The following is a 26,026-nucleotide window of genomic DNA, read 5'->3' on the forward strand; positions in this document are numbered from 1 at the left end:
ATAAATAAGTATTGATTTTAAATTAAAACTTGTTATAATTATATTATCACTTACTTGAAGGGAGCTTTTAAAATGGGATTACAAACAAAAGTAGATTTACAAAAAGAATTAAATGTACAAATTGCTAACTGGAGTGTACTTTATACGAAACTGCATCAACATCATTGGTATGTAAAAGGACCTTTCTTCTTTACACTACACGAAAAATTTGAAGAGCTTTACGATGAAGCTGCAGCTGCTGTTGACGAAATTGCAGAAAGATTGCTTGCGATTGGCGGAAAACCTGTCTCTACATTAAAAGAGTTTATCGAAACGTCTACTTTAGAAGAAAGTACAGAACCATTATCTACAACAGAAATGGTAAAATCAGTTGTAGAAGACTTCAGCCATATTAATACACAATTAAAAGCTCTTGCAGAACATGCCGATCAATTAGAAGATATTATTACAAATGATCTTGCTGTCGGTTTAATTGGAAAAATTGAAAAACATGTATGGATGCTTACTGCTTATTTATCTGAATAAAATGATAAAAGCGAAAGCACCTTGTTCAGCGCCAAAGCTAGACAACTTGAAACATATAAATTCTGATAAGGTTGTCCCCAATACACTTCGTTGTGTATTAGGGACAACCTTTTTTATTTGCAAAAAACTTCCTACATAGTTGAAACTATCCTTCCTCTAACCAAAAAACTAACTGTTTTCTCAAAGTTTGTTGTATTTTACATAAAAAACATTTGGAAAAGTGTTTCTTAGCAGCCTGCATACACGTAGACTCCTGTGGGAATGCGAGAAAGACGAGACCCCACAGGAGCGTATGCGACGAGGAGGCTCGACGCTCGCTAAACGGACGAAGTGTATGCAGGCTGCGAGTTTAAAACAACAATCTATACGAAAAAGGCCTATAATAAAAAGAAGATAATCATAACAATGTTCAAAATTGGAGGCTATTGGGATGAATAAACAATTTGTTGTTATAGGGCTAGGTAATTTCGGAGGCAGCCTTGTAGAAGAATTTCATGAAATGGGTGTAGAAGTTTTAGCAATTGATCAATCTCTTGAAAAAGTGGAAAAATACCAAGGTATAGCAACACATTGTGTTCAACTGAATGCATTCAACGAAGAATCATTTAATCAATTAGGACTACGCAACATGGATCATGCGTTTGTTTCATTTGGGGATGATGTAGAATCCAGTATATTAACTACTCTTATCTTGAAGGAATTAGGCATCAGCCAAGTATGGGTTAAAGCATCTGACAGCTATCATAAAAGAGTGTTAGAAAAAATAGGAGCAGACCGTGTTATTCATCCAGAAAGAGATATAGCAAAAAGAATTGCCCATCATGTTGTATCAGAAAAAATGATTGATTATATTGAACTTTCGCAAGAACATGGCATTGTCGAAATGATTGCCACAAAAAAAATGAATCATAAATCGATACTTGAGCTAAATGTTCGAGCTAAATATGGATGTACGATTATTGGCATTCAAAGAAAAGAAACAACCATTGTATCCCCATCTGCTGATGAAGTTATTTATAAAGCAGACGTATTAATCGTACTTGGCAGTAATAAGGATTTATACCGTTTCGAGAAAGAAGGTTTCTAATAATAACAAGGCTCTATTAATGGGAGAAGAAGTACTCAGCAGACTGAATACACGTAGACTCCTGTGGGAATGCGAGAAAGACGAGACCCCACAGGAGCGTATGCGACGAGGAGGCTCGACGCTCGCTAAACCGGACGAAGTGTATTCAGGCTGCGAGTGTAAAAGCAACATTTTATACGATAACAGCCTTATTTTAATAACTCATATCCGTCTATTAACTTTGACAATGGTACAATAGCAGCTTCTTGTTGGAACACAGGGATGTATTCCTTTAACATATTTACAACGATTGGTCCTGATACCCCGACATGTCCAATTGCAATAGATTGTTCCTGTTTGTCCAATTCACCTGCTAATTTGTTTGCCTGTTTTACAATATACTGATTGGAATAAATATGATCAAAAAATAAATCGTTTTCTAAATATGGGACATGCAGCTCTTCCGCCAATTTTTTCACAACACTATTGCCTGTTGTTTTACTGTCTAAATAAAATAAATTATGTGCTTGGCATTCTTCCAAGACGATGCGCATAACCCGTTCATCTTCTGTCGCTTTTGATCCCATATGATGATTCATCCCAACGGCAAATGGAATACTTTCAATTGCCTTCTTCACTCTTTTTCGTATTTCCTTATCACTTAAATCCGTTGTAATGGCACCAGGCCCTAGCCAACTTTTTTTTCCTTTTTTCGGTTCTAATGGTAAATGAACAATAACTTCATGTCCTTTTTGATGGGCGCGGATAGCATCCTCTTTGCTTGTTGATAAAAATGGCATAATGGCCGCAGTTATTGGAACAGGTAAATTTAACATTTCGTCTGTTCCCTTCATATTATTGCCAAAATCATCAATCACAATTGCCAATACATTTTTATGCACTTTTTGTTCTGCATGTGTATCAGTACTAAAGGAAAATAATACAACAAAAAAGAAAGTAAATTTTTTTAACATTATATCCTCCTCTTTTTTATAGTATTTTCTATCTTGATTTACTTCATGCTATAAAAAAGAGGGTTTAATTAGATTTTGAACATATTTTAATGTTTCTCTTTATAATGGAGATGTTTTATTGACACATTATTAAAATGAGCTGTGCCTCCTTCTGCAAATAAACTTATTCCTTTGTCATCTAGTTCAGGGAATACTTCACTAGAATAAACAATTTTCCCATCATCAACAAACACTTCAATGGATGTTTTATCTACAAATATTTTTAAATGAACATTCTTTTTCTTTTTATCGAATGGTGCTTTTGACTCTAAGAACCGTCTGCTTTCATCAGGCTGTCCAGTATTCCCCCTGTTTACATAAGAGTACCCTTCATCTGCCTTAATGCCGACATCGATATGTCTTGTTTTATCATCAGATTCCCGCAGCCTTACGCCAACATTGTTAAGATCAGACCAGCTTATATCAGCTTCCAATAAATAGCTGTCTCCTTTTGATTTCAACGTCTTTATCTCATCTACCTTTAAGTCTTTATAAGACTCTGTTGATTTCACTATATTATTAAGCATTTGTACTGGCTGTGATAATAAACTATATTCATTATTTCCTTGTTTTTGCAATGTTATTTCACGAACAATAGAATTAATGCCGTTAAAATTTTCTTTTAACGTAGGTGTGTTATTGGCATAGTCCCAATTATTCATCCAGCCTAAAGCATAACGTTTAGTGCTGCTTTGTCCATCATCAAATGTTACCGCACCGTACCAATCAAAACCATAATCTAACCATTTTGGTTCAGCATGATCCGCAATAAATTGTTTGCCGTCGAATTGGCCTATCCAATATGCATAGGTATTCGGCTTCCCATGCGCTTTTCCATTAGCGCTAGCACCTAACACCCATTTATTTGTCCCGTCATCTGCTTGGATTTGAAATAGATCTGGGCATTCTACTATTCCGATATTCTCCGTAATAACCTCACCGATATACGACCAGTCTTTTAAATTATCAGACTCGTAAAAACCAATTTTTTCTCCTTCTGCCATTAGTGCAATCCATTTATTATTTTGCTTGTCCCAAATAATTTTTGGATCTCTGAAATCTTTTTGTCCTGGGTTAGGCATAACCGGTTGATCACTGTAAGAAATAAAGGATTTTCCTCTATCCTGACTGTACCAAAGATATTGTTCCTGCTTCCCTCCATCTGCTGAAGGCTGTGTTACAATCGCAACAATTGCCCCTTCACCAAAACCTGCCGTGTTATTTTCATCGATTACAGCAGAACCACTCCAAGGATCTCCATTCTTATTTGTATATTTTGGAATAGCAATTCCTTCATCCTGCCAATGAACTAAATCTTCTGATGTCGCGTGACGCCATTCAGTGCCATTCCCATTAGGATAGTCGCGGTTATAAAGATAATAGTAGTGAAATTTGCCATCAAAATAGATAGGTCTTTGGGGATCATTTATCCATTTATCAGGCGAAGTAAAATGATAACTTGCTCTATATGTAGGTTTTTGTTCCTTTTGTTCATTAGGCTTTTCCTTTTGGTTAGAATCTTTATCATTTGATTCGTATACTATAATGGCAATAAGCAACAATACAATAAAGGAAAGAATAAACCAAAATACTTTTTTGTGTTTAAATATTTCTTTCTGCAGAAATAAAACCTCCCTAGTTTTTTAACATTTAGTTTCCCGTATACTTATACCATACTTTTTCACATGTTAAAAGGAAAGAAAAAATGCCGATACGAATATCGACATTTTTTTCTTTCCCACTTTTCTTTATTCCATGATTAAACCTTTTGTGAATGTACAATTGGTTTATATTTTCCATTTTCAATCTTTTCAATTTTGTTAAAGTGCATGAGCTTTTTTAATGATGCATTGCAATAGGCAGAAGCATCATAAGGATCTCGACCAACCTTTAAGCCAATTTCTGTTGGACCAATTCCAACACTTTCGCCTTTTTCCTTGTACAAATCACATAAAGCTCTATAAATATTATTATCTTTTTCTGTAATTCGCAGCTTGGAATGTTGTTTCAATATGTATTCCTCCCATGTATTTTCCCCTGATCTCTAGTTGTTTTACTTATGAATTTTTTTGATGTACATGTTCATTTATTTTTCCTTATTTTCCTCCTAAAAACGACTAGATTAAAAATAAATAAAAGTAGAAAAACATTACTATGTTTCCATTTGATAAACCTTCTCACTATAAGAATACTAATCATTGTGAAAAAATAACATGAAATTATGCCTTTTTTTCACAAAAATAGATATTAAGTTTGAGAGAACAACGAGAGAACAACAGACTTTAGGTAAAATAACTTACATTCCTCATGCTACCAGATACGATAAAAGACTTATTTAATTGAATATTTTTTCCTTCTATATACATGCAGATATTAATACGAACTAGCATGAGTTTTCACTGACAACCCGATATCGAATGAGACTATGTATAAATAGAGTCTTACACAATAGAGGCAGCAAGCTAAACCATTCTACAAACAAAAAAATAACCACTAAGCATTACTACCGTGATTATTTTTTCGGATATCCGCTATTAATGATTAAACTTTACATGCCCATTCATTCCAACTTTTTCGTGAAATGGTAGCAGCTTTAATTTTTTCACTTCTTCAGGATAGTTTACCATCATTTCTTTTAACAGCTCTTTTGTTGTTTTATTTTTTGTATCCAGTCCAAGCTTTTCAGCCGCTGTGATGATTTGTTTTTCTCTTACTTCCTCTGCTATTTTCCCGAGCTCTTTTCCCTCTGTTTTAATACCCATTTTTTCTGCTTCCGAATATATGATTTTCTCTTGAACTTCTTTTCCTAGTTGTTGCATATTTTTCCCTTTTGTATCAATACCTAATTCTTTTGCCTTTTTTTGAAGTTTTGCTTCGAATACTTCTTTCATTAACACTCTTATATCTTTATTGTCTGTTTTAATCCCTAACTTTTTTGCTTCATTTTTTATATGCGTTTCATGAACTTCCATTGCAATTTGTTTAATATCTTTTCCTTCTGTTTTTATCCCTAATTTCTCCGCTTCTTTTTTGATTAATACTTCATGAACTTCTTTTTTTATTGTTATATAATCTTTTCCTTCTGTTTTTATCCCTAGACTTTCAGCCAATTGTTTTAAAAAGGCCTGATCCTCTTCATTTGTTTTTTCTCCTGCTTCTGGGGATTGTGGAGCAGCTTGTATCATTCCTCCATGACTAGGTAAAACAAGTCCGACCATACATAATAAGAGTATGAATAGATGTTTCATTCTAATATTCCTCCTAAACTGCCAATTTTTTTCTCCTTTTTATCATTTCCTATATTTAACTAAATATGTAATAATCTTTTGTAATCTACTTTCATCATTAACAGCATAATCATATTTTATTAACATAAGAAAAGGCTCTTTTCGTATAGATTGTTGCTATTTAACCCGCAGCCTGAATACACTTCGCTTTCCGCGGACGAGTGCCGAGCCTCCTCGTCGCTTTGCTCCTGTGGGGTCTCGTCTTTCTCGCTTTTCCCGCAGGAGTCTACGTGTATTCAGGCTGCTCAGTGCTTCAACTATGTTTATTGTTTTTTTCAAAAACAACAAACTTTTAGAAAACAGCATAAGAAAAAAAGAGGCTATCTTAAAAGAAGTTTAACTTTCCTCACTTCTTTAGATAGCCTCTTTTCGTTTTCACGTATGTTTTTAAGTTTGCAGATTACTTATTAAGATAATTTTTGATTTTATAGTCTGCTTTTTTCTCTTCTAACCATGTGCTGTATTCTGTTTTCATTTTTTGTTCTACCAATGCCGCTTTTATTTCTTCTTTATGATCTTCCAACTCTGCCTCTTTTGCCTCTTTATGGCCTGTTACTTTAATTAGATGGTAACCGAAATCTGTTTTTACTGGGTCGCTGATTTCATTGACTTTCATCGAGAATGCCGCCTTTTCAAATGCTGGTTTCATTTCCCCTTTACCAAAATAACCAAGTTCGCCGCCACTTTCTTTAGAAGCTGTATCTGTCGAGTACTCTTTTGCTAAATCAGCAAAGTCAGCTCCATTGTCTAATTTTTTCTTTACTTCTTTTGCCGTTTTTTCATCTTTTACTAAAATATGACTTGCTTCTACTTGCTCCGCTTGTGCAAGCGCCGCTTTATTTTCATTAAAATAGGATTTGATTTCATCATCTGTTATTTTAACTCTTGGTGCTAATAATTTTTTTATTTTTAAATAGCGTACCATTTGCTCTTCAATATCCGCTTTTGACGCATTGTTGGATTTTAATGCAGTATTAAAAGCCTCTTCGCCACCGTACGATTCCATTAATTTATTTAATTCTTCTTTTTTCTCTTTATCCGTTATTTTAATTTTTTCCTTTTCCGCTTCTAAATCCACTACTTTATCAGCAATAAGACTATCAAGAGTGGCTGCTCCATATTGTTTATTTAATGCTTCATTCAATTCGTTTTTGGTGATTTTTTCTCCGCCAACTGTTGCTGCTGCATCATCTTTTTTCACTAAATATACAGCACCTATAACTAAGGCAATTAAAACCGCCCCTAATATTGGTAAAAATATTTTTTTATTCTTTATCATTGTCTTTCCTTTCTATTTTCCCTTTAATTTACTATAGTATGAGTACATGCAATAATATTACCATGAAAATATTACCAAATTATAAACAACTCATCTTTATTTTATTGGGTCTTTTCGTATAGATTGTTGCTTTTAAACTCGCAGACTGAATACACTTTGCTTTCCGTGGGCGAGCGCCGAGCCTCCTCGTCGCTTTGCTCCTGTGGGGTCTCGTCTTTCTCGCTAATCCCGCAGGAGTCGTGCGGACGCCTCTCCTAACCAACATGATGGTCGTTTTCAAACTCTCTATACCATTTTTATCCTACTAAATATAAGGGTTTTACCTATAATTTATATAATAAAACACTTCTTCAGTGGCCTTGCTATACTCCGTGGGGTCTCGTCTTTCTCGCATTCCCACAGGAGTCTACGTGTATTCCGTCTGTTTAAGTACTTCTTCTCCCATTTTTTCACGTAAAAAACAACAAGCTTTGAGAAAACAGCATTTTTATTAAGCTCTTCCCTAACTAGTTCGTATTCGCATTGCTCGCTAAAGTCAATTCTACTGTTTTAGGCTTGCCGTCATGATAAACCTCTAGTTTTATTTTGTCTCCTATTTTTACTTTTGTGTATAAATATTTTCTTAAATCAGATGACCCTTCAAGCTTTGTGCCGTTAACCGAAACAATAACATCTTGAACTTTTAATCCTGCTTTCGCTGCTGTAGAATTTGGATCAATATTTGTTATCATCACACCTTTTGTCACACTATTAGGAAGATCTTCCAAATACATACGCGGTACTTCTTCTAAGCTGGCTAAGCCGACCCCGATATATGGACGTTCCACCTTTCCTTTATCAATAATTTCATTTACAATTGGAATAAGATCATTACTTGGAATCGCAAACCCAAGGCCTTCCACCCCATTTTCAGAGATTTTCAAACTATTAATGCCAATAACTTGGCCGGCTGCATTAATTAAAGCTCCTCCACTGTTTCCAGGATTAATCGCTGCATCTGTTTGAATAACATTAAACTGCCAATCTCCAGCAGAAGTGTTTACCGTGATGCTTCTATCAACTGCACTGACAATCCCTTGTGTAACTGATCTAGAAAAATCTAAGCCAAGTGGGTTTCCAATTGCCCAAACTTGATCCCCAGGTCTTAAGGTAGAAGAGTTTCCAAAATCAATCGTATCAGAAGCATGTTTTGCATCAATTCTTACTACCGCCAAATCAGTAAGTGCATCTGCACCGATTAGTTTTCCTTCCGCCTTATCGCCATTATACAGCGAGATTTCTAAACTATTAGCACCTTCAATCACATGATTATTCGTCACAATATACGCATATTTATCATCTTTTTTAAAGATAACTCCTGACCCAGATCCACTTTGCACATCATCCTGTGAGCTTGGGGAAAATTGATTGGTTTGTTTCTGTAAATTAACAATGCCAACAATTGCTTTTGATGAAGTTTCCACCATATCCGCAATGGACTTTGAACTGTTATTAGATACATTTGCAGTAGTCGTTTGAGCCGTTATAGCACTAGTGTTGTTCGTTTCTATTTTATTTGATAAATCATCGATTCGCTGCTCAACCTTTGCATATTGATCCTGATATAAACCGGTATACGGAATCGTAAAGACCGTTAATGCCGATCCAACTATTCCTGCTGCTAATAAGGAAAAGAAGCCTTTTAATTTAGATTTCTCTGCACCTGCTTTAGAACGCTGCGCTGCCGGTTCTTCAATCGAGACAGCAACCATTTCTTCCGGCTTTGCTTCTTGAAATCTATCTTGCTGCGCTGCCTGTACAGTTGCTTCCCATTCTTCCTTTGAGTCAACTTCCTTGTTCTCATTAGATACGGATGGCTCGTGGCCATCCTGATTCCTTGCAGCCATTTCAGCTTCTGCCTGGTTATTTTCTTCTGCCGTCACTTCTGTATGATTGATTAAACCTTCCTCTTCTCTATTCGTTGCATCCGCTGAAGCATATTCCTTTTTTTTATCAAATTCACTCATTATAAGTGCCTCCTTTATTCATCTATTAAAAACTGTCTCTCCTTCGTAACGACTTTTCGTTTTTGGAGGTGATCAGGCCATTTATTTAATCCTCAAAGTTGATTGTTGCCTTATAGTTACATCATAGCCAGAATATATGAATAAATTATTAATAAACTTTGAAAAGACCTAGAAATATCAAAGAACAAATAGAGACGTCAGCTATTCATCCATAGGAAATATAATCGTAAATTTAGTTCCTTTTCCTTTTTTACTTTCGACAGTAATGATTCCTTGATGGAATTGCACGAGCTGCTTTACGATCGATAACCCTAATCCAAACTCTCCATAAGGTGTATTTGTTCTGGAAATATCCGCTTTATAAAATCTTTTCCATATATTCTCTATTTCTTCTGCTTCAATGCCAATTCCTGTATCCTCTATTTCAATAACGGTTTTGTTTTCTTCCACCCATCCCCGCAGCCAAATCAACCCATTTTCAGTAAACTGAATACTGTTTTTTGTAATGTTAATAATGATCTGAATTAATCGGTCATAATCTGCATATATCATGACATCATCTGTAGCAGAAACGTTAATTTTCACGTTTTTTTCTTCCGCCTGTGTATATAACTGCTCTTGGATAATTTCGAATACCTCTTGCAGCTCAATCATTTCTTTCCTTAACACAATTTGATTGGAACGAATTTTATCGTAATCTAAATTTTCATTTACTAAACGGATAAGTCGTTTTGTTTCCTGACTTACTAAGTTAAGCCCTTTTTCCTTTTCTTGCTCTGGAATCATATTATTATTTAACCCTTCTATCACTCCGCTTATGGTCGTTAAAGGTGTACGCATTTCATGGGATACGTCTGACATAAACTGTCTTCTTCTATTCTCTAATGCATCAATCGCTTCTTTTGATTCACGCAGTTTTCCAACCATGCTGTTAAAATCATCCGCTAATTCCCCTATTTCATCAAAATTTGAGGAAGGGACTTTTACATTGTAATCACCAACTGCAACAAGGCTTGTAGCCTCCTGTAATTTTTTTAACCTTCTTACGTGGATACGTGATAATAAAATACTTAATAATAACGCTACACTAAAAGCAAAAAACACCGTATAAACTAGGTATTTATTGATTTTATTAATCATATCTTTAGAGTCACTTAAGGGAGCGGTAAGGGAGATGACTCCAGCAACCTCCCCATTCACCCAATAAGGAATAGCAACAAGCGTAACCTCTTGATTTCCACGTCTTGTCTTATCTTTAATAATTCTTCCTTGTCCGTTCTTTATTTCATTCCACTCTTTATTTGTTATGGAAAAGTTTCCTCCAACTGCATAAAGCCGATTTCTTTGTGTATCGAACATCCCAAAGCCTATTCCTCTGCTTCCTAAAACATCATTATATTTTACAAGTGTAGATTGATACTCGGCAGGGGATGGATTTTCTTGCAAATCTGATAGTATATTAACACCATATTCAAGTAGTTCCTGTCCTTTTATTTCTAATACCAATTGTTCAACAAAATGAGTAAATACCAAACTAACCACTAAAAAGGCAACAATAATCACACTAATATGGCTGATTAATTGCTGATAAATATATTTAATCCTCATTAATTACCACCGTTTCATCAAATTTATAGCCTACTCCCCATATGGTATGGAAAAAAGGCTGGTTTTCGCGGCCAATTTTTCTTCTTAACCTTTTGATATGAACATCTACTGTCCGGTCATCACCGTAAAACTGAAATCCCCATACTTGATCCAAAATCTGTTCTCTTGAAAAAACTTGTCTTGGATGCTGTACAAAAAAGGACAAGATATCAAACTCTTTTGGCGTCAAATTAGGAATTCGTTTATTTTCAATAAACACTTCCCTCGTCTCTTTATTAACCATCACAACACCATTGGTTTCTTTTATTTCGTCCCCATCTGATTTGTTCAGTCTTCTCGCTATTGCTTTCATTCTAGCAGTTAATGCCAACGGACTAAAAGGTTTGGTTACATAATCATCTGCACCCATTTCTAGACCGAGTACTTGGTCAGATTCTGAATCTTTTGCCGTTAACATAATAATAGGGATTTCTTTATTTACTTCCCTTATTTTCCTACATACTGTTATACCATCCATTCCAGGTAACATCCAGTCAAGTACAATAAGATCATACTTATTTGTTAAAAAATGCTGATATCCATCTAAGCCGTTATGAATAAATACTCCCTCAAAATGATCTTTTTCAAAAAACATTTCGAGCATGGAGCAAACACTTTCATTATCTTCTATTACTAGCACTTTCATATTTGCACCCTACCTTTGCCTTTTATTCATTATTTTCTTCTCATTAAACCGATATTTTAGATTTTTCGCAATCCGTTTTCTATATATTTAAATCATTGTTAATGGTTAGGAAATAATTTGTTCATAATTTCTATTTTTTGTTCTTTTCTTCATTGCGATATACTTAAGAAAAGAAAGGAAAAAACAATGATTATAAAGTTAGATAATAGTGATTTAGAAATAGCAAGAGAGATTTTAGCCATTCAATCAGCCTCATATAAAGTAGAATCAAAAATTATTAATTATAAAGATTTGCCGCCATTAAAAGAAGATTGTTCGAGTATTAGAACATGCATGGAAACCTTCGTAGGATATTACAGCTGTAATCGTTTAGTTGCCGTTATTTCTTATAAAGAAATAACAGATTCTATAGAAATATGTCGACTTGTTGTTCATCCCTCTTCATTCGGCAAAGGTTTTGCAACAAAGCTGCTTCATCATCTTTTACAGAAACAACCAAAACAAATGACCGTTTGTACAGCTGCTAAAAACTCACCGGCCCTGAAATTATATAAAAAATTGGGATTTCAGATAGTAAAAATCTTTGAAGTTGAAAACGGGTTGCAACTCGTAAAATTAGAAAAAATAAACGAAGAGACTGCCATTTAGCAGTCCCTTCGTTTTCGATATATCTATTTACACATATTTCTTTTCATTCCAAATAGATCATTTTCTTGGTTATTGACTATCGGCGGGATAGATAATGCCTGTTTGTTTTCTTGCTTCCTCCATTATTTCCATAACAGCTAAAGATACTTCATGCGAATTAATAGCAGATTCTACTTTTCCAGCTTTAATTAATTCGATAAATTCTTTTGCTTCGTAATACATCGCTTCTTCTTTTTGCGGTTGTGTTACGTCTTCCTTTTCGCCATTTCGATAATAAATATTCACTTTTTGCGGTGTGTTTATTTGATCCAATAAAATATTTCCCTCTTCTCCTTGTATTTCAGAAGGGATATAAGAATTGGTGATTTTTGAATACATCATAATAATATCCATATCTTTGTAGCTCATTATTATGCTTCCTTCACCGTCGACACCTGTCTCTAATAAATAACTAGATGCTTTAACGGATAAAGGTTTGCCAAATAAATAAACCATTGGATAGATGCAGTAAACGCCAATATCCATTAGTGAACCATTGGATAGCTCTGGTTTAAATGCATTCAAAACATTTCCTTCTTTATATGCATCATAGCGGGAGGAGTATTGACAATAACTCACAAATGCACGGCGAACCTTCCCAATTTTATGCAAATTCTTTTGGACGATTTGAAAATTTGGCAGCATCGTTGTTTTTAATGCTTCCATCAATAAAACATTATTCTCTTTTGCTGCAGAAATCATTTCCTTTAATTCTTTTACTGTTGATGCAATCGCTTTCTCACAAAGGACATGTTTTTTATTCGTTAAAAAAAGTATAGACTGTTCCGCATGAAGAGAATTAGGGCTTGCAATATATACAGCATCCAAGCAGTCGCTTTCTGCCATTTCTTTTAAGTCGGTAAATACATTTGCGATCCCGTGTTTTTTAGCAAAGCTTTCTCCCTTTTCTTTTGTTCGTGAATAAACTGCCGTTAATGAAAAATCTTCTAATTGTTTTGCAGCCTGGATAAATGAATCAGTTATCCAGTTTGTACCTATAATACCGAATCGAACAGTCATCTTATTCCTCCTTTTTTTTAAAAACAGTAAGCTTGATATTTATCAATTTCTTCTTTTATTTTGTATACTTTATAAAAAAATTGCAATCATATATATGCAGTTTTTTATACTCCGTCTTATGTAATTTATACTTCCCTATCCCGCTGCCAACATATGCTATTTTAACACTCACTAGTACTACTGACATTCACAACTTGTATAGCGTTTGTAACTATAAAAAAGGTCTAATCTAAACCGACTCACAAGAATATAGCAACTAGCTATTCTAGTAGACGATAATAGATTAGACCTGAAAACATAACTTACTTGTTAATATGTTTTTATTTTATTCTTATTAATAATGCACATGTCCTGATGTCATTACCCAAATAGTACCTGCTGCTACGACAATGGCACAAAAGAAAGCATACACAATATTAATCACTTGAACTTTTCCTTCTCCTTCTGTTAAGTGCATAAACATAACCAATTGAAGAAGAGCTTGGATTACTGCTAAAGTACCAATAATCCACATGATCGTTTTAAATGGTAAATCAGTATATTTCGCTCCTACTGCTGCAAATGTAAGCAATAAGGAAACGATAAATCCTGCAATATGTCCGATTGGAAACTTTTCATTTTCATGATTTTTCGCCATTTATTACACCACCCTTACATTCTTGCTAAATAAACGAATGTGAAAATAAAAATCCACACTACGTCTAAAAAGTGCCAATATAAACTTATAATAAATGTTTTACGAGCAGTAGTCGGCGTTAAACCGTGTTTTAGTATTTGCATGATTACTAAAATAGCCCATCCAATACCCATTGACACATGCAGTCCATGTGTACCTAACAAAACAAAGAAGCTAGAAAGGAACGCACTTGTTTGCATCGTTGCTCCTTCATGAACATAGTGAATAAATTCATTCACTTCAAAAAACACGAAGCCAGCACCAAGCAATAAAGTGATTGCCAACCATGTGATTAACCCTTTTACATTATGACGGCGCATTTGCCAGATTGCGATTCCACAAGTAAAACTACTTGTTAATAACAGCAGTGTTTCGATCATGACATCCTTCATTTTAAAAAGTTCTTTAGGAGTTGGGCCTCCAGCAAAGTTATTTGCCAACGAACCGTAAGCTGCAAACAATGTTGCAAATAATACTACCTCAGCACCTAGGAAGATCCAGAAACCTAGAATATTCAAGCGGTTTTGTTCCGTTTGATACTCTAACGGTAAAGATGTATCTACTTTAGCCATTATTTCTCACCTCTCCATGCACGTTCCGTTTTCTTAATTTCATCTATCTTCACATGATAGCCATCATCATAATCAAAGGAACGCAGAATTAATCCTACAAAAATACCGATACTTGCAATTGCCGCGAGTAGATGCCATTCAAATATCATAAAGAATCCAACTGCACCAAATACGACACACATATAAATTGGCAGCCATGAATTGCTCGGCATATGAATTTCTTTTAACTCATCTTCTTTTAACACTAAACCTTCATTATTCTTTTTCATATACCAGAATGCATCTAATGATTTTACTTCTGGTTCTTGTGCAAAGTTATAGAATTGAACAGGTGAAGCTGTATGCCATTCTAACGTTCTTGCATTCCATGGATCAGTAGAAATATTTCTGTCTGCTTTACGTGCACTATAATAAATGTTATAGCATAATACAGCAAAACCAGCTGCTAAAATAAGAGAACCTATTGCTGATAATAAGAATAATGGAGCAAATCCAGATTCAACTGAGAATGTATAAGAACGTCTTACTGCACCTTTTAATCCTAAGAAGAACATTGGCATAAACGTCAAATTAAAACCAATATTAAATAACCAGAAATGCCATTTTCCTAAACGTTCGTTTAATGCATGACCGAACATTTTTGGCCACCAGTAATAGAAGGCAGCAAATACTGCATACACTACACCAGGAATTAATACATAATGGAAATGCGCCACTAAGAATAATGTATTATGGTATTGATAGTCAGCCGCAGCCATTGCAAGCATAACCCCAGTTACCCCACCAATTGTAAAAGTCGGAACAAATGCAAGCGACCATAACATTGCCGTTGTGAATTGAATGCGACCTTTTCTCATCGTAAACAACCAGTTAAATATTTTAACTCCTGTAGGTACTGCAATTAACATCGTCGTAATCGAGAATACAGAGTTAACAACCGGACCTGAACCCATTGTGTAGAAATGGTGAACCCAAACTACCATACTTAAAACTGCAATCCCAACAATTGAGATAATCATAGATTTATAACCATATAGCATTTTTCTAGAGAATGTCGAAATAATCTCTGAAAACATACCGAAAGCCGGTAATATAACAATGTAAACCTCTGGATGTCCCCATAACCAGAATAAGTTATTCCATAACATCGCATTTCCTCCACCAGAAATGGTAAAGAAATGTGTTCCAAACAAACGGTCAAATGTCATTAATGCTAATGCAACCGTAAGAATCGGGAATGCAAAAACGATAATAATATTTGTGATTAATGCTGTCCAAGTGAACATTGGCATTCTCATTAATGTCATGCCTTTTGTACGCATTTTTAAAATCGTAACAACAAAGTTAATACCCGTCATTAATGTACCAATACCTGCAATCTGCAAAGCAATTGCATAAAAGTTATTTCCAACGCCTGGTGTAAATTCTTTACCTGCTAACGGGAAATAAGATGTCCAGCCTGCATCAGGCGAACCACCAATAACGAAAGAAATATTAAATAACATCGCACCACTAAATGTTAGCCAGAAGCTAAGCGCATTTAACTGTGGAAACGCTACGTCTCTTGCACCAATTTGCAAAGGCACAACAACGTTCATTAATCCGATTAACGCAGGCATTGCCATGAATAAAATCATGATAACACCATGTGTTGTAAATACTTCATTATAATGCTGTGCATTTAAAAATTTCATATCCGGCGTAGCTGTTTGCGCCTTCATCATTAATCCGTCGACTCCTCCACGGAAAAACATCAAGACAGCAACGATAATATACATAATCCCAATGCGCTTATGATCAACTGTTGTAATCCATTCATCCCAAAGGTACTTCCACTTCTTTAAATATGTTATCCCAACAACAGCACCAATCATTGTAAGAAGTATGCCGATTTGAGCGGAAAGAATCAATGGATCACCTGTAATAACAATATCTTCCCATTTAATGTCCATGATGTTTATGTTCACCTCCGTCAGATTCTTTACCATCTGTACCCTTTACATTTTCATTAGTAAAAGTTTTTCCTTGATAGCCATGCACTCTATATAGCTCAGGGTTTAAATAGTAATTAGAGTCGCCGCCTTTTCCATGATTAATCCATTCTAAATGAGTATTAGAGAATGTCATACGACCTAGATGAGTCGGCTTTAAAATTTCTTTATACTTATCTTCTGTAAGCTTCGGCGCAGTATCTTTTACTTCTTGCACCCACTTATCGTAATCTTCTTGAGTTTTCGCTTCTACATCAAACTGCATTTCTGCATAGCCTTGACCATTAAAGTTGGTATTTTGCCCTAAGTATGAACCTTCATTATCTGCTACAACATATAAATCCGATTCTGCACCATACATTGTATACTTTTGACCAGCAAGTGCAGGAATCCACATTGACTGCATCGTTCCAGCAGAAGTTAATTTAAATTCAACTGGCACACCAACAGGTATATTTACATAGTTAACTGTTTCAATGCCTTCTTCTGGATAACTGAAAATCCATTTCCAGTCTGCTGAAGTTACATTAATTACAACAGGTTCTTTATCTTTATAATCCTTCGGTATCTCTTCTAAAGCGTAGATTGTTTTTACCGTAGGAATTGTTAATGCAATAATAATTAAAAGTGGTATAACTGTCCAGATAATTTCAAGCAATGTACTGCCATGTTCTTCTGGTGGTTCATAGTCTTTATTTTCTGGCTTCTCACGATATTTCCAAACTATATAACCAAATAATGCAAATACGACAATACAAACAATTGCCATAAATACGATGGACCAGTTAATTAAGTCCATGATGCTTTTTGCTACAGGCCCTTGTGGATCAAATACGACCATTGATTCGCACCCACTTAGAATTAAGATAGGAACGATGCTTAAGAGCGATAATAAAAAGCCCTTTTTCGCCTTCATTTTGTACAGCTCCTTCCAGTTCATGTTAAATGTTAAAATATTCACAGAATGTTCGAAATTTAGCCATAGAACATTCACTTTCATAAGGTAAAATATCTATTATTACTACCTGTATGATAATAACACATCTGCAATATTGTAAATGTGACAAAATTCGTAAGGATAAAATTACCAATTCACTCTACTCAGATGCCCTTATACCAACTAAATTATTATAGCAGATGAAACTATGAAATGCTATTTTCATAGAGGAAAAAATTTATCAAGAAAACGATTACAATCTTGTAAGTTCAGTAGTTTTTCTCCAACTTTTAAGAAAAAGCATGAAGATTCTCTCCCTAAAACTCCAATAGTATCTACTACTATATTTATTTATTAAATTTTATGCTATTAGTTTTATCACACCTTTTTCAAAATAAGCATCCCAAAATCACACTTTAGGATGCTTATTCTTTTTAGTTCCCAATTATTTCTTTCACCTTATTTTTTACTTTCTCATTTGCATTTTTTGCGTCTTTTTTCATCTCTCCAACTACTTGATCCCAATCCCAGTTTGAAGATTTCTCTTTAATTGTTTTTTCCATTTCCTTCGCTGTTTCTTTTATCGCTTTTTTTGTATCTTCTAGACGCTGTTTCTTTTCTCCATCATTTTTTAATTGATCACTAACTGATAATACGTGGAAATTTTCTGGCTCTACATATTGGACAGCCTGATCCATCATTGTTTTAAAAATAGGGACAACATCCCCTGAGCTTTTACTTTGCAAATAATGCGTTCGGTCTGTTTTATCATACCCTAACCACATGGCGCCAACCAAGTTCGGCGTATATCCGACAAACCATTGATCTTTTGTACCGGAAACGTTAGGAAATGGCAGTTGTGTGGAACCTGTTTTTCCGGCAATTTGAAATCCTGTCACTTTAGCTCCTTGCCCCGTTCCTGACTTTATCACGTCTAATAACATGGAGGTAATATCATCTGTTACTTTTTTTGAGGTAACGTTTGTTGATATCGGTTTATACTCTGCTAATACATTGCCTGTAGGCCCGACAATTTTTGTTATTAAATGACTCTCCATTCTTACTCCTTCATTTGGAAAGGTGGAATACGCTTCTGCCATTTCTAACGGTGAAACACCTTTACGCATTCCGCCTAAAGCGATGCCTAAATATTCATCTTCTTTTTCTAATGGAATGCCAAAGCGTTCTAAAGAATTCAACCCATTCTTCAAACCTATTTGATCTAATAACCAAACAGCCGGTACATTTAATGATTGCTCCAATGCTTCATACATCGGAACTTCACCTTTATATGTTTTAGTGAAATTCTGGGGCTTATAATCACCCTTTTTAAAAGGTTTATCCTGCAAAATTGAGGTTGTTTTATATCCTTCTTCTAATGCAGGTGTGTATACAGCTAAAGGTTTTATTGTTGATCCAGGCTGTGCCTGTATTTGTGTCGCTCTGTTAAAACCACGGAAAACATGTTCTCCTCTGCCTCCAACCATACCTCTTACACCGCCAGTTTCCGGATCCAATAATACAGCTCCTCCTTGCACTAATGTGCCATCCGAGCTCGATGGGAATAATGAATCTCTTGCAAATGTTTTCTCAAGGGTTGCCTGCAAATTTTGATCCATTTCGGTGTAAATTTTATATCCTCTTTTTAATAACTCATCCTGTGTTAGTCCATATTTAGATATTGCTTCGTCTATTACTGCATCAACAAAATAAGGATACTCTCTTTTAATAAATGTTCCTCCGCCATCTTTTAGCGTTATTTTTTCAGCTAATGCTTCTTTATACTCCTCATTTGTAATTATTTGCTGCTCTTTCATTTTACGTAATACAACATTCCGCCTTTTTACAGCACCATCATAGTTTTCGTATGGATCTAAAGCAGACGGTGCCTGCAATAATCCTGCAAGCAGTGCAGCCTCGCTTATTGAAACGTCTTGAATATTTTTATGAAAATATTTTTGAGAAGCAGAACTGATTCCCCAAGCCCCACTGCCAAAATAAACATGATTTAAATACATTTGCAGAATCTCATCTTTTTTATAATGTTTTTCAATCTCTACTGCTAAAAACAACTCTTCTGCTTTACGTTTGTATGTTTGCTCCGATGAAAGCAATGCATTTTTTGTTAACTGTTGTGTAATCGTACTTCCTCCGCCTGTTATTCTTCCGGCAAGCAGATTTTTAAAGAAGGCGCGAGCAATTCCTTTTACATCAAAACCATGATGCTTATAAAACCTTTCATCCTCGATTGCGACAACTGCTTCCGGGACATAATCCGGCAAGTCTTTTAATGTTATTGCTTCCGTTCGATCCGTTTTTATCTTTGTTGCTTCTTCTCCATTTTTATCATATATAACTGCAGCTTGGCTAAGACCGGCTTTTAATGAACTAACATTGGCCTGAGAAGCTAAATACGTAAAATATAAAATGGAAAGTAGAACAACTAATAAAAGGACTAAGAGGGCAATTTGCGTGATATGTCTTCTTTTCCAAAAACAACGGATATTCTTTAAATAGGGGTTTATTTTTTCCATTCAACTATCTATCCTTTACTTTTTATCTTCATGCTTCCTAATGAGATGACACATCACTTTTTCTATTCAGCAAAACAGAGACGTTTTCTAAAAAAACTATATGCTCTTTTTTCCATAAATTCAAGAATTAATCTTTTCCATTATTATTTGTTTCTTTTTTTCATTTAGTCCGTTATTTTAAAGAGCAAAAAAGCTGCCGAAAAGGATTGATACCTTTTGGCAGCTTTTTTAAATGGCTGAGGTTGTTGCTTTTAAACTCGCAGCCTGATCTGTTATTCTCCTGCTTGAACTTCTGCGTACATTGGATTATTTTCATCAAAACTTTTCATTATTTCAATAAAATGAATATGATGTTCTTCGATACTTTTTAACCTGAAGACATAACCTTCCTCTATAATTTCTTCGCCTTCTACTGCATCAAAGTTATTCGTTAAGAACCATCCTCCAATTGTATCGACTTCTTCTTCTTCTAAGTTTGTTCCAAGAAGGTCGTTTACTTCGTTGATTAAAACTTTTCCGCTTACAATGTAATGGTCTTCATTCATTTTTCGGATATCTGCCACTTCATCCTCATCAAATTCATCACGGATATCTCCAACTATTTCTTCTAAAATATCTTCGGCTGTCACTATACCTGAAGTTCCACCGTATTCATCAAGTAAAATCGCCATATGCGTTCTTTCTTTTTGCATTTTAATCAGCAATTCACGAATAGGAATCGTTTCAATTACCCGAATAATTGGTTTCATATATTCTTCCACTTGAAGTTGGTCCTTATTTTGAATTTTAGCTGTTAAAAATTCTCTTATATTGATTAATCCTAATACATTATCTTTATCTCCATTTACTACTGGATATCGAGTATAATTTTCTTCTTCCAAAATATTCATTATCTCGTCAAAAGTATGATCAATATTAATGGTTACCATTTCCGTACGAGGAACCATAATTTCTTTTGCTATTCTTTCATCAAATTCAAAGATGTTATTTACATAATTTAACTCATTTTTATTAATTTCTCCACTTTTATAACTCTCAGACAATAAGATCCGCAGCTCTTCTTCTGAGTGTGCCAAATCATGCTCTGACGCTGGTTTTAGTCCAAATAAACCTGATAATACTCTAGCCGAACCATTTAACAGCCAAATAAACGGATATAGAATGCGATAAAACAAAATAATTGGCGGAGAAAATAGTAGAGTAACCGATTCAGCTTTTTGAATAGCTACTGTTTTTGGTGCTAATTCTCCTACAACTACATGAATATAAGTAACAACAAGAAATGAAATAATGAAAGAAATAAGATGAGAAACAGATTCAGACAGCTCGAATTGTTTAAATAGTGGTTCTAATATAGCAACTACTGTTGGTTCCCCTATCCATCCTAACCCTAAAGCAGTCACTGTTATTCCGAGCTGACATGCAGATAAATATTCATCTAAATGAGTTGTTACTCTTTTAGCTGCTAATGCACCTTTTTTCCCTTCAGCAACTAATTGATCAATCCTAGAGGTTCTTACCTTTACAATCGCAAACTCTGTTGCAACAAAAAAACCTGTTAATGCTATTAAAATGACAAACAAAAGCAAATTAAAAATTTCCAATAACCAGCCTATAAAAGGCTTACACCTCCTGATATTTTAAAACAAATTTAATTTAACAGAAGCAACAAAGTTTGTATTAGAAAAATACTATTAGACATAGTATTTGTAACTTCCCTTTTTTTATGTTCTACAATAAGTATTTCAGTTCTTAATTATAAAGGTGGTGGTTATATCCATTGAAGATAATTATTATCTGTTTACATGCTTAAATGAAATTTGCTTGTTTATCCACTTTTATAATATTTTGCACTAGAACGTTCAGCTTAGCAGAAGACCAAGGGTTGTTTAACAAACAATGGTTTACTTTAGTCACATCTGTTATTCTTGCTGCTTCTCCATATATTAATTTCACATCCCCATGGTTTCACCCCTAATCATCACGTTTTAGTATTACCATTAAATTATATAGGCTTCACTTCACTATATTCAAGAAAAAAACTTTATCCTTATCTTTTTGAGAGGCTGTTTTCGTATAGATTGTTGCTTTTAAACGCGCAGCCCAAATACACTTCGCTTTCCGTGGGCGAGCGTCGAGCCTCCTCGTCGCATACGCTAAGGTCACTGAAAAAGTGGATGCTATGAAATAAAGATAGTAACAATCCAAGCAATCCGAGGTTTTCGTTCGGTTTTCCGAGGCTTACCACACGCTTTCCGCGGGGCGAGCGCCGAGCCTCCTCGTCGCTTTGCTCCTGTGGTCCTGTGGGGTCTCGTCTTTCTCTCTAATCCCGCAGGAGTCGTGCGGACGCCTCTCCTAACCAACATGATAGTCGTTTTCAAACTCTCTGTACCATTTTTATCCTACTAAATATAAGGTTTTTACCTATAATTTATATAATAAAACACTTCTTCAGTGGCCTCGCATACGCTCCTGTGGGGTCTCGTCTTTCTCGCATTCCCACAGGAGTCTACGTGTATTCCGTCTGCTGAGTACTTCTTCTCCCATTTTATTACGTAAAAACAAAACTTTGAGAAAACAGCCTTTCAAAAACCCTTACATCATATTAATTGACGTTTTTATTGAATCCATTATAATTAACTTATGTTACTCATCACTTGATATTCACCATAATGAGTAACATAAATAAAAGGAGATGCTTACATGGAATTTGTGGAGGCAATAAAAGATATTAAACAAATTAACAGCATGAAGCGGTATTTAAAAAAGATCTCCGAGAGAGATTATCTACTATTTGTTTTAGGCATTAATACCGGATTAACCATTACCGAACTTTTGGATATTCGTGTTAAAGATCTTTTTAACGGAAAAACTATTAAAGATTTTTACAAAATAAATAAAGATCACTGCAAAGAAGAAAATAACATCTATTTAAATCAAAAAGTTCAAAAAGCGATCTTGCATTATGTGCAAACGACTTGTTTAGCACAAGACAACTATTTGTTTCAGTCAAAAAAAACAGATCATCACATAAGCAGGCAACAAGCATATCGAATTATTCACCAAGCTGCAGAAGCAATCGGGCTGGAAGCAAAAATCGGCACTCACTCTATGCGCAAAACATTTGGATACCATGCATATAAACGTGGTGTTGCGATATCTTTGCTGCAAAAGCGTTTTAATCACTCTACAAAACAAGAAACATACAACTTCTTAGGAATAACAAAAGAGGAACATTCGATTCCACGAATTGACGTTAATTTATAAGCCATTTTTAGGAGGATATACAGATGAACATTAGAGAAATTGCATTACCAGGTATTGGACAAAAGTATGAATTAGTTACAAAAAACAATGATAAAGTTGTCATCGTTATTCATGATGACGGAAGAAGAGAAGTGTTTCATTTCGATGACGATGATCATGAAGAGAGTATTTCTTGTGTTGTATTTAATGATATAGAATCAAGACAAATTGCAGGTATTTTAGGCGGCATGGCATATAAGCCTAAAGCATTGGAAACAATAGAAGTCGCTTTTAATGATTTAATAATCGAATGGTATAAAGTAGAATCTGGATCAAAAGTAGTCAACCAAACAATCGGAAATAGCGATATTCGCAATAAATATAACGTAAATGTGATTGCCATCATGAAAAAAAATACAGAAAAAATGTTAAGCCCTGGACCTGAAACAGTTATTGAAGCAGGAGATACATTAGTAATTTCTGGAGAAAGACAATCGCTTAAAAAGCTTATTTTAGAACTTCTTTCACGAAATGCCGGAGGTGAAACTTAATGGATCATTTAGTATTTGAAGTAGGAACCGCACTACTTCTTGTAGCATTGGCTGCAATCGTTGCGGGTAAACTAAAATTTTCCATTATCCCTTTTTTAATAATCGTCGGAATGTTAGTCGGACCACATGCCCCCCATTTCGGGATTATTGATCTACGCTTTATTGAGAGTGCAGAAATTATCAATTTTATGGGTCGCATCGGCGTACTTTTCCTTTTATTTTATTTAGGCCTTGAATTCTCAGTGGGAAAATTAATTAAATCAGGACGTTCTATTGTCACAGGCGGTACCATTTATATCCTTATTAATTTCTCTTTAGGCCTTTTATATGGGGTCTTAAATGGATTCAAAATATTAGAAGTTCTTATTATCGCTGGAATTATCACTATTTCCTCCAGTGCCATCGTCGCGAAAGTACTAGTTGATTTAAGAAGAACAGGAAATGCAGAAACAGAATTAATCCTTGGCATTATTATGTTCGAAGATATTTTCCTTGCCGTTTATTTATCTGTCATTTCTGGTCTTGTACTAGGGGACTCTACCTCTTTAATCGGTACGCTTGTAAGCATTGGTACAGCATTAGGATATATGCTGCTGTTTTTTATCGTCGCTAGAAAAGCAACTCCATTATTAAACAAACTGTTAGACATTACTTCCAATGAGATATTTATTATTGTAGTGTTTGCTTCCTTATTTTTCATTTCAGGATTTTCAGAAACTATTCATGTTGCCGAAGCAATTGGTGCACTTTTGTTAGGGCTTGTTTTTTCTGAAACAGAACACAGTCATAGAATTGAACAAATGGTCGTTCCATTCCGTGATTTCTTTGGTGCCATCTTCTTTTTTAGCTTTGGTTTAACCATTGATCCTTTTGAGCTTGGCGGGGCAATTTGGTTTACACTTGGAGCCGTTATCCTCACCATCGTTGGAAACTTTATAGCAGGAATGATTGCTGGCCGTAGGTCTGGATTATCGCATAAGGCATCTTCCAATATTGGTCTTACTATCGTTTCAAGAGGCGAATTTTCCATTATTGTAGCAAATTTAGGTATTGCAGGTGGACTCCTTCCCATGTTAAAGCCTTTTTCCGCATTATATGTACTAATTCTTGCCATTTTAGGACCTTTATTAACAAAAGAATCTTCGAAAATTTTTCATTTTTTAAATAAAATTTTCAAATGGAAAAAACCGAAACCGGCAAAAAAAACAGCAGAAGACATTTCTTAAATCTTTTTTAGTTATTTATACTTGTTTTTAAGGTAAAATAAAAGAAGATAACATATAAAGATAAGGGGAACATGCTGTGGAATTAGTGAACAAAATAATATCGAGTAAAAGCTTAAAGCGGATTAGCATCTTTGCATTAATCATTTTAGGAATCTATCTATTAAGAAGCATGGTTAATTTAATGCTTTTTACCTTTATACTTTCCTTTTTAATGGATCGATTAGAAAAAATTATTTCCAAAAGAATTTCCATTAAAAGGAATATCATAGTTAGTGTGCTCTACTTAGCTATTATCGGGCTATTATCTTATAGCTTCGTAAAATATTTGCCAATATTAATAGAAGAAATAACTTCATTAATTAGACAGCTCATCGATTTTTATACAAGGCCGCACGATAACGCTGTCCTTAATTATATTGTAAACGCCATTAAAGACAGTGATATCAACAGCTATCTGGAACAAGGGCTCGGTTTAGTTGTAAAATACTTTACTGATATCAGTGCAATTGGCATACAATTTATGCTAGCGATTATATTAAGCTTTTTCTTTTTATTAGAGAAACCACGATTAATAAAATATAAAGAAAATTTCAAAAAAAGCAAAATAGCAGCCTTTTATAACGAAATAGAGTTTTTCGGAAAAAAATTCGTATTAACTTTCGGAAAAGTTTTAGAAGCACAATTTATCATTGCATTAGTTAATTGTATCTTAACAACCATTGGTTTATGGATTCTTGATTTTCCACAACTGCTTGGTTTATGTATTTTAGTATTTTTATTAGGGCTTATCCCAGTAGCAGGTGTTATCATTTCGCTTATCCCCCTGTTAACGATCGGATACACAATCGGCGGCTATGTGTATGTTATTATCATTATTATTTTTGTCTGTATTATTCATGCACTAGAAGCCTATATTCTTAATCCTAAATTAATGTCTTCTAAAACAGATTTACCCGTTTTCTTTACATTTATCGTCCTCATTTTTTCTGAGCATTTCTTTGGAGTATGGGGGTTAATTATCGGGATTCCAGTATTTGTTTTCCTTCTTGATATTCTGCAAGTGAAAAGCATCGAGACCGAAAAATAAAAAAAGGGTGTACTTTGGATTAACTTATCC

At 34.6% G+C, this 26,026-nt stretch carries 22 protein-coding genes; 7 read left to right on the forward strand and 15 right to left on the reverse strand.

The annotated features are described in order from the left end of the window. Nucleotides 1-72 precede the first annotated feature (72 nt). Nucleotides 73-525, forward strand: a complete 453-nt coding sequence (locus ACTXGU_RS18500) for a Dps family protein (RefSeq protein WP_443483003.1) — start codon at nucleotides 73-75, stop codon at nucleotides 523-525. A gap of 430 nt (nucleotides 526-955) precedes the next feature. Beyond that, entirely contained in the window at nucleotides 956-1,612 is a 657-nt protein-coding gene (locus ACTXGU_RS18505) for a potassium channel family protein (protein ID WP_443483004.1), read from the forward strand. Nucleotides 1,613-1,800: 188 nt separating this feature from the next. Here ACTXGU_RS18505 and ACTXGU_RS18510 read toward each other — a convergent pair whose 3' ends face one another. From ACTXGU_RS18510 to ACTXGU_RS18545, 8 genes are all read right to left on the reverse strand, one after another. Then, complete coding sequence (locus ACTXGU_RS18510; protein ID WP_443483005.1) at nucleotides 1,801-2,565, reverse strand: divergent polysaccharide deacetylase family protein; 765 nt, start codon at nucleotides 2,563-2,565, stop codon at nucleotides 1,801-1,803. Between the two features lie 86 nt (nucleotides 2,566-2,651). Next, entirely contained in the window at nucleotides 2,652-4,166 is a 1,515-nt protein-coding gene (locus ACTXGU_RS18515; RefSeq protein ID WP_443483006.1) for a glycoside hydrolase family 32 protein, read from the reverse strand. Nucleotides 4,167-4,363: 197 nt separating this feature from the next. Next, nucleotides 4,364-4,615 (reverse strand): hypothetical protein, encoded by a 252-nt coding sequence (locus tag ACTXGU_RS18520; protein ID WP_443483007.1) that lies wholly within the window; start codon nucleotides 4,613-4,615, stop codon nucleotides 4,364-4,366. A gap of 523 nt (nucleotides 4,616-5,138) precedes the next feature. Further along, entirely contained in the window at nucleotides 5,139-5,852 is a 714-nt protein-coding gene (locus ACTXGU_RS18525) for a hypothetical protein (RefSeq protein ID WP_443483008.1), read from the reverse strand. Between the two features lie 439 nt (nucleotides 5,853-6,291). Then, on the reverse strand, nucleotides 6,292-7,170 hold the full coding sequence (locus tag ACTXGU_RS18530; protein WP_443483009.1) for a peptidylprolyl isomerase: 879 nt from the start codon (nucleotides 7,168-7,170) through the stop codon (nucleotides 6,292-6,294). A 506-nt stretch (nucleotides 7,171-7,676) separates the two neighbouring features. After that, complete coding sequence (locus tag ACTXGU_RS18535; protein WP_443483025.1) at nucleotides 7,677-8,921, reverse strand: trypsin-like peptidase domain-containing protein; 1,245 nt, start codon at nucleotides 8,919-8,921, stop codon at nucleotides 7,677-7,679. Nucleotides 8,922-9,377: 456 nt separating this feature from the next. Further along, nucleotides 9,378-10,784 carry an ATP-binding protein gene (locus ACTXGU_RS18540; RefSeq protein WP_443483010.1) on the reverse strand — a complete coding sequence of 469 codons (1,407 nt, stop codon included), beginning with the start codon at nucleotides 10,782-10,784 and terminating at the stop codon, nucleotides 9,378-9,380. Then, nucleotides 10,774-11,469, reverse strand: a complete 696-nt coding sequence (locus ACTXGU_RS18545) for a winged helix-turn-helix domain-containing protein (protein ID WP_443483011.1) — start codon at nucleotides 11,467-11,469, stop codon at nucleotides 10,774-10,776. Before ACTXGU_RS18545 ends, ACTXGU_RS18540 begins: the two co-directional genes overlap by 11 nt. Nucleotides 11,470-11,655: 186 nt before the next feature. Here ACTXGU_RS18545 and ACTXGU_RS18550 point away from each other — a divergent pair, with 186 nt between their 5' ends. Beyond that, nucleotides 11,656-12,117: a GNAT family N-acetyltransferase gene (locus ACTXGU_RS18550; RefSeq protein WP_443483012.1), complete on the forward strand. Its 462-nt coding sequence runs from the start codon at nucleotides 11,656-11,658 to the stop codon at nucleotides 12,115-12,117. Nucleotides 12,118-12,186: 69 nt separating this feature from the next. On the opposite strand, the gene ACTXGU_RS18555 is transcribed toward ACTXGU_RS18550, so the two are convergent. The 7 genes from ACTXGU_RS18555 to ACTXGU_RS18585 all read right to left on the reverse strand — a co-directional run bounded on the left by ACTXGU_RS18555 (nucleotide 12,187) and on the right by ACTXGU_RS18585 (nucleotide 21,490). Continuing rightward, nucleotides 12,187-13,176, reverse strand: coding sequence for a Gfo/Idh/MocA family protein (locus tag ACTXGU_RS18555; RefSeq protein ID WP_443483013.1), 990 nt, complete (start codon nucleotides 13,174-13,176; stop codon nucleotides 12,187-12,189). 334 nt (nucleotides 13,177-13,510) lie between these two features. Then, complete coding sequence (qoxD, locus tag ACTXGU_RS18560) at nucleotides 13,511-13,813, reverse strand: cytochrome aa3 quinol oxidase subunit IV (RefSeq protein WP_443483014.1); 303 nt, start codon at nucleotides 13,811-13,813, stop codon at nucleotides 13,511-13,513. Between the two features lie 14 nt (nucleotides 13,814-13,827). After that, on the reverse strand, nucleotides 13,828-14,424 hold the full coding sequence (gene qoxC, locus ACTXGU_RS18565) for a cytochrome aa3 quinol oxidase subunit III (RefSeq protein ID WP_443483015.1): 597 nt from the start codon (nucleotides 14,422-14,424) through the stop codon (nucleotides 13,828-13,830). Further along, nucleotides 14,424-16,376, reverse strand: coding sequence for a cytochrome aa3 quinol oxidase subunit I (gene qoxB, locus ACTXGU_RS18570; protein WP_443483016.1), 1,953 nt, complete (start codon nucleotides 16,374-16,376; stop codon nucleotides 14,424-14,426). The genes qoxC and qoxB overlap by 1 nt, the downstream gene beginning before the upstream one ends. After that, entirely contained in the window at nucleotides 16,366-17,331 is a 966-nt protein-coding gene (qoxA, locus tag ACTXGU_RS18575; protein WP_443483017.1) for a cytochrome aa3 quinol oxidase subunit II, read from the reverse strand. Before qoxA ends, qoxB begins: the two co-directional genes overlap by 11 nt. A gap of 455 nt (nucleotides 17,332-17,786) precedes the next feature. Then, nucleotides 17,787-19,886, reverse strand: coding sequence for a transglycosylase domain-containing protein (locus tag ACTXGU_RS18580; protein WP_443483018.1), 2,100 nt, complete (start codon nucleotides 19,884-19,886; stop codon nucleotides 17,787-17,789). A gap of 272 nt (nucleotides 19,887-20,158) precedes the next feature. After that, complete coding sequence (locus ACTXGU_RS18585) at nucleotides 20,159-21,490, reverse strand: hemolysin family protein (protein WP_443483019.1); 1,332 nt, start codon at nucleotides 21,488-21,490, stop codon at nucleotides 20,159-20,161. A gap of 1,099 nt (nucleotides 21,491-22,589) precedes the next feature. Between ACTXGU_RS18585 and ACTXGU_RS18590 the strand changes: the two genes are divergently transcribed. The 4 genes from ACTXGU_RS18590 (at nucleotide 22,590) to ACTXGU_RS18605 (ending at nucleotide 25,996) form a co-directional block, all read left to right on the forward strand. Then, on the forward strand, nucleotides 22,590-23,153 hold the full coding sequence (locus ACTXGU_RS18590) for a tyrosine-type recombinase/integrase (protein WP_443483020.1): 564 nt from the start codon (nucleotides 22,590-22,592) through the stop codon (nucleotides 23,151-23,153). Between the two features lie 23 nt (nucleotides 23,154-23,176). Next, entirely contained in the window at nucleotides 23,177-23,683 is a 507-nt protein-coding gene (locus ACTXGU_RS18595; RefSeq protein ID WP_443483021.1) for a cation:proton antiporter regulatory subunit, read from the forward strand. After that, complete coding sequence (locus tag ACTXGU_RS18600; RefSeq protein ID WP_443483022.1) at nucleotides 23,683-24,909, forward strand: cation:proton antiporter; 1,227 nt, start codon at nucleotides 23,683-23,685, stop codon at nucleotides 24,907-24,909. Before ACTXGU_RS18595 ends, ACTXGU_RS18600 begins: the two co-directional genes overlap by 1 nt. Nucleotides 24,910-24,985: 76 nt before the next feature. Then, complete coding sequence (locus tag ACTXGU_RS18605) at nucleotides 24,986-25,996, forward strand: AI-2E family transporter (RefSeq protein ID WP_443483023.1); 1,011 nt, start codon at nucleotides 24,986-24,988, stop codon at nucleotides 25,994-25,996. The last annotated feature ends 30 nt before the right edge of the window (nucleotides 25,997-26,026 follow it).

This window comes from Niallia sp. 01092, from assembly GCF_052318935.1.
GTDB lineage: Bacteria > Bacillota > Bacilli > Bacillales > Cytobacillaceae > Niallia.